At 38.9% G+C, this 5,016-nt stretch carries 5 protein-coding genes, 2 tRNA genes and 1 rRNA gene; all 8 read right to left on the bottom strand.

Annotation, left to right across the window (positions count from 1 at the left end):
• Positions 1 to 139: 139 nt before the first annotated feature.
• On the bottom strand, positions 140 to 1,321 hold the full coding sequence (locus M3210_RS19245) for an FtsW/RodA/SpoVE family cell cycle protein (protein ID WP_251517793.1): 1,182 nt from the start codon (positions 1,319 to 1,321) through the stop codon (positions 140 to 142).
• 253 nt (positions 1,322 to 1,574) lie between these two features.
• A complete protein-coding gene (tsaD, locus tag M3210_RS19250) occupies positions 1,575 to 2,585 on the bottom strand; it encodes a tRNA (adenosine(37)-N6)-threonylcarbamoyltransferase complex transferase subunit TsaD (protein ID WP_251517796.1) in 1,011 nt (336 codons plus the stop codon).
• The gene (gene rimI / locus M3210_RS19255) at positions 2,582 to 3,031 is read right to left on the bottom strand and encodes a ribosomal protein S18-alanine N-acetyltransferase (protein ID WP_251517798.1); all 450 of its coding nucleotides are present in this window, start codon (positions 3,029 to 3,031) and stop codon (positions 2,582 to 2,584) included. Before rimI ends, tsaD begins: the two co-directional genes overlap by 4 nt.
• Positions 3,024 to 3,731, bottom strand: coding sequence for a tRNA (adenosine(37)-N6)-threonylcarbamoyltransferase complex dimerization subunit type 1 TsaB (gene tsaB / locus M3210_RS19260; protein ID WP_251517801.1), 708 nt, complete (start codon positions 3,729 to 3,731; stop codon positions 3,024 to 3,026). The genes rimI and tsaB overlap by 8 nt, the downstream gene beginning before the upstream one ends.
• Before the next feature lie 12 nt (positions 3,732 to 3,743).
• The gene (tsaE, locus tag M3210_RS19265; RefSeq protein WP_251517804.1) at positions 3,744 to 4,199 is read right to left on the bottom strand and encodes a tRNA (adenosine(37)-N6)-threonylcarbamoyltransferase complex ATPase subunit type 1 TsaE; all 456 of its coding nucleotides are present in this window, start codon (positions 4,197 to 4,199) and stop codon (positions 3,744 to 3,746) included.
• A gap of 293 nt (positions 4,200 to 4,492) precedes the next feature.
• A tRNA-Asp gene (locus tag M3210_RS19270) sits at positions 4,493 to 4,569 on the bottom strand.
• A 4-nt stretch (positions 4,570 to 4,573) separates the two neighbouring features.
• Positions 4,574 to 4,650: transfer RNA gene (locus M3210_RS19275), tRNA-Met, on the bottom strand.
• Positions 4,651 to 4,699: 49 nt separating this feature from the next.
• Positions 4,700 to 4,815, bottom strand: a 5S ribosomal RNA gene (gene rrf, locus M3210_RS19280).
• Positions 4,816 to 5,016 lie beyond the last annotated feature (201 nt).

Consider the following 5,016-nt stretch of genomic DNA (forward strand, 5'->3'; position numbering starts at 1 on the left):
ATTTTATCAAAAGGTGTCCTTTTTGTTTACTAAAATAACGATAGCAAAAAGCGTAGGGCCTACACATTTTTTGTGTGAACTCCTACGCCTTATTTTTTATTTACTGGGGTTTTGTCCCAGCCTCTTTACTGTTGCTCAATTATTTAAATAAATAATCATTTTGTATCGTATACTCGACAGATATTCGATAGATAACCCCTAATCCAAGCATCGTCGCCATGACGGAACTACCACCATAACTAATCAGCGGCAGCGGTATTCCTGTTACTGGCATGATGCCGATTGTCATTCCGATATTTTGGAATACATGAACAAGAATTAGACTGAGGAATCCAAGGCAATAATAAGAAGCAAACGGTACAAACTTGTAAATGCTCAATCCTAAGGATACAAGCTTATAGAGCAAGAGGAAATAGAGCAAGATGACGAGCGCTCCACCAATGAATCCAAAAGTCTCGCCGATTACAGAAAAAATGAAATCCGTTTGAGCCTCTGGATAATAAACCTCTACTCCACTCATTCCTTTACCGAATAACTGACCAGAACCTAACGCCATATAAGCTCGGTCAAAGTGCCAGTTAGCGGTGTCACTAGACTGTGTTGGATCAAACCATGTCAATATCCGATCAATTTGATAATGTCGAGCAGGTCCGACAACCAACTTCGCAAGCTCTGGAAAGTTTACAATAAATGCAAGTAGACTTCCTAATAGCGCACTAACGGCCGCCACTAGGCTAAGAATGATTTTCCAGCTGATTCCTGAAAAGATGATCATCATCCCTAAAATAAAGATATATACCATTGCTGTTCCAAAGTCTGGCTGTAAGAGAATTAAAAATACAGGTAATGCTGTAGTTGCTACTAATTTAATCAAAAGTAATGTATCCGACTTTAAATTACTTTGTTCAAATTTCTCCTTGTGTTTACTGATAACAACGGAGAGATATAAAATTGTGGATAACTTTACAAATTCAGCTGGTTGCAATGATACAGGAGCCCAACGAGGGTTAAACCAGCTTTTTGCACCATTTACCGATCTAGCAATCGATTCCGGGCTTATATATAGTAATAAGAGTAATAAGATACCACCAATATAAATATAGACACTACCCTTATACAATTGTTCCATATCTAAAAATTGAACAGATGCAATAAATAGTCCACCTACTGCAAACCAAGCAATCTGTTTCAATACAAAATTTTCGCCATCATACTGCTCAAGTTGTTGAGCGTTATAAATGGCTAGAAGACTTGCCACAATAAATAAAACGATCAGAATCAGAAGATCGCTTTGCACATAATAAGACTGTTTCTTTTGCATTGCTGCTTCACCAAACTTCTTTTTCAGATTATCTTACTCTTCCCCATCACTTATCCACAAATCAGTAACAATAAAACCCTTAGTTTATAATTGTCAACAAAATCATCCACATTATCCACAAAATCCAGAGTTTGAATAGTCATCGTTACCCACAAAAATAATTGCTTATCTATCAATGATTCACATGTTTATGCACAGTCCTGTGGATAAATCATTGATTTATTCCACAACTTTCTTGGGAGTAACCAACTAGTTATATAAGTTCGAGGGAAGGATTTGCATTCAGATCAAGGCCAGCTCGTTTACCTTGTTGGTAAGCAATCGTGCCTGCAGCAGCTATCATTGCAGCATTATCTGTACACAAAGCTAAAGGTGGAATCAGTAATGGTATTTGCGCCTCATTAAACTGTTTCTGTAATTCGTTACGTAACCCTTTATTTGCAGCAACACCACCAGCTACAATAACCTGTTTCACGTTATATTCTTTCGCAGCACGCAATGTTTTTGCAGTGAGCACCTCGACAACGCTTGCTTGAAAACTTGCCGCAATATCTTCCTTCTTTAAGACTTCTCCACGTTGCCCAGCATTATGGATTTTATTGATTACCGCTGATTTTAAGCCGCTAAAACTGAAGTCATAACTTTCTTCACCCAGCCATGCCCTAGGAAAATCAATTGTTTCCTCTCCTTGTTCAGCGAGTCGATCAATTTCCGGGCCGCCTGGATACGGTAAATCCAACATCCTTGCAACTTTATCATAGGCCTCCCCAGCGGCATCATCCAAGGTTTCTCCAATCAATTCAAAACTTCCATGCTCTTTCATCAGGATCAGTTCGGTATGACCCCCAGAAACAATTAATGCAAGTAATGGGAATTCAAACTCCTGTTGAAACCGATTGGCATAGATATGGCCTGCAATATGCTGTACACCTACTAATGGTTTCCGTTTTGCAAACGCTAAAGCTTTAGCCGCATTCACTCCAACCAACAAGGCACCTACCAATCCAGGACCTTCCGTCACCGCAATCGCATCGATTTCTTCCCAATCAACTTCAGCTTGATTGAAAGCTTCTTCTAATACTACCGTCATTTGTTCCACATGATGCCGAGATGCAATCTCAGGAACAACTCCACCAAATCGTTTATGACTCTCAATTTGTGAAGCTACAACGTTGGATAAGATATTCGTGCCATTCTTAACAATTGCAACTGCAGTTTCGTCACAGCTTGTTTCAATACCTAATATAATATTATCTTTAGTCATTTTAAGTTCACCCACATTACGAGAGCATCCTCCTGGTTATCCGTATAATAGTTCTTCCGAATCCCCCCAGGAACAAGCCCAAATTTCCGGTACATTTTCTGCGCAACAATATTCGATACACGCACCTCTAACGATAGATGTGCTGCACCAAGCCGAACTGCTGTAAGCATCATATGAGCAAAGAGCTTCTCACCAATTTTCTTTCCTCGAAAATCAGGGAGAATAGCAATATTCGTTATTTGTGCATCATCAATGACCACCCACATACCTGAATAACCGATAATCTTCCCTTCACATTCCACAACAAAATAATATGCATGCATATTATCCATCAGTTCATGATAAAAAATATCAGTCGTCCAAGGTAAGGTGAATGATGCCTTTTCTACTTCGAGAACTTGAGGAACATCTCTCAGTTCCATTTTCCTTATTGTGATATTAACCATTGTTTTCTTTTTCCTTTTGCTGTTTTAACCAGTTGGACTCTGCCTCAGCCAAACGTAAATAATTAGGCGTAACCCCATGGATATCTTCCGGTTTATGGTTCAAACTTGCAAGCCCTAAATGACTTGGATTGGATATATGATAGGGACCAGCAGGAATTACTGCCAACTCTCCTAACGCAACATCTATTTGTTCTTTAAACTTTGCAATATCCGGACTTAAAAACAGTACCCGTTTCCCAGTAGATTGCAGTCGGTTGAGCATCTCATCAAAAAGAAGATTCTCATCCTTTTCTACTGCTATCAATTCATCGCCACTCCATTGATAAATGCCGGAATATACAAGTCCTCTTCTAGCATCAAAAAATGGACAAATCAGTCCATCAAAAAACTGCCCTTGATACGCAAGCGCTTCTAAACTGGAAACTCCTACAACAGGAACTTGTAATGCCCATGCCAGAGTCTTGGCTGTCGTCAGACCGATACGGACTCCTGTATAAGAACCGGGGCCTTTCGCAACGGAAATTTGATCTAGATCCTCGACTTGCATATCCACTTCCGCCATTAATTTATCAATTGCAGGCATTAATCGGGCAGAATGATTTTTACTCAAATTCGTTACGATTTGTCCAATCAATTGTTCATTCTTCATTATTGCTACACCTAGAACATGATTCGATGTATCAATGATAAGTACATTCATATAAAGTTACCCCTAATCATTCATCTCATTTAATATATTTAAATAACGATCTCCAATTGCATGAAACTCTATTTTTCGAGTTTGTTCATCAATAGATCTAATGGTGACTTCCAATCTTTCCTCTGGTAAGTACTCTTCAATAAACTGGGCCCACTCTACCACAGACACACCTTCACCATCAAAGTATTCGGAGAAACCAATGTCTTCATCGGAATCTTCCAAGCGATAAACGTCCATATGATAAAGAGGTAGTCTCCCTTTATATTGTTTTACAATAGTAAACGTCGGACTATTCACGTTTCTTTTAACTCCAAGTCCTTTTGCCAATCCCTTTGTAAAAGTAGTCTTTCCAGCACCTAAGTCGCCTTCTAAAGTGAGCAAGTCACCAGGCATTAACAACTCAGCCAAACGCTCAGCAATTTTTTGAGTTTCTTCTGCTGAGCCAGTAATCCATGATCTTGAATGCACAACTTCACCTACTATCAGCTATGTGTATCTACCATATATCAGATGGTTCTTTTTTCTGTTCGTACTGTTTATCATACAGATAAATTCTCTATTTTATGCTCATTTTCATAATGGAATAATCCATCACAGTTATATATGATTTAATACTATTTATAATATCTATCATAGCAAAATACCATTCAAAATGAAACGCTCGAATGCTGCGTTCCAAAATTCAACAAAAAGCTGTATAAATTAAAAAAACAAGATTTCATCAATGAAATCCTGTACGAATATTTACTCTTAAATTATAATGGCGGTCCGGACGGGACTCGAACCCGCGACCTCCTGCGTGACAGGCAGGCATTCTAACCAACTGAACTACCGGACCAATTTGGTTGCGGGGGCAGGATTTGAACCTGCGACCTTTGGGTTATGAGCCCAACGAGCTGCCAGACTGCTCCACCCCGCGGTAATAAAAAATATGCGATTTATATTCTTACATATAGAAGTAAATTTATGCCTGGCAACGTCCTACTCTTGCAGAGACAAAGTCTCAACTACCATCGGCGCTGGAAAGCTTAACTGCTGTGTTCGGTATGGGAACAGGTGTGACCTTTCCGCCATCATTACCAGACATAAATATACATTTTAAAAATTGGGTAAGTCCTATTATAGCAAATTTAAAATGCTATATCAAATAGCATCTTACTTATACCCTAAAAACTAAATAAGAGTAATGGAACGACATCAAAATAGAATTTAGTTAAGTCCTCGATCGATTAGTATTTGTCAGCTCCACATGTCACCATGCTTCTACCTCAAACCTATCAACCTC

This window comes from Oceanobacillus luteolus, assembly GCF_023715655.1.
Lineage (GTDB): Bacteria > Bacillota > Bacilli > Bacillales > Amphibacillaceae > Oceanobacillus > Oceanobacillus luteolus.

Coding starts and splice junctions, on each gene's coding strand:
- M3210_RS19245 (WP_251517793.1), bottom strand. CDS start 1,321: ATGCAAAAGAAACAGTCTTATTATGTGCAAAGCGATCTTCTGATTCTG.
- tsaD (WP_251517796.1), bottom strand. CDS start 2,585: ATGACTAAAGATAATATTATATTAGGTATTGAAACAAGCTGTGACGAA.
- rimI (WP_251517798.1), bottom strand. CDS start 3,031: ATGGTTAATATCACAATAAGGAAAATGGAACTGAGAGATGTTCCTCAA.
- tsaB (WP_251517801.1), bottom strand. CDS start 3,731: ATGAATGTACTTATCATTGATACATCGAATCATGTTCTAGGTGTAGCA.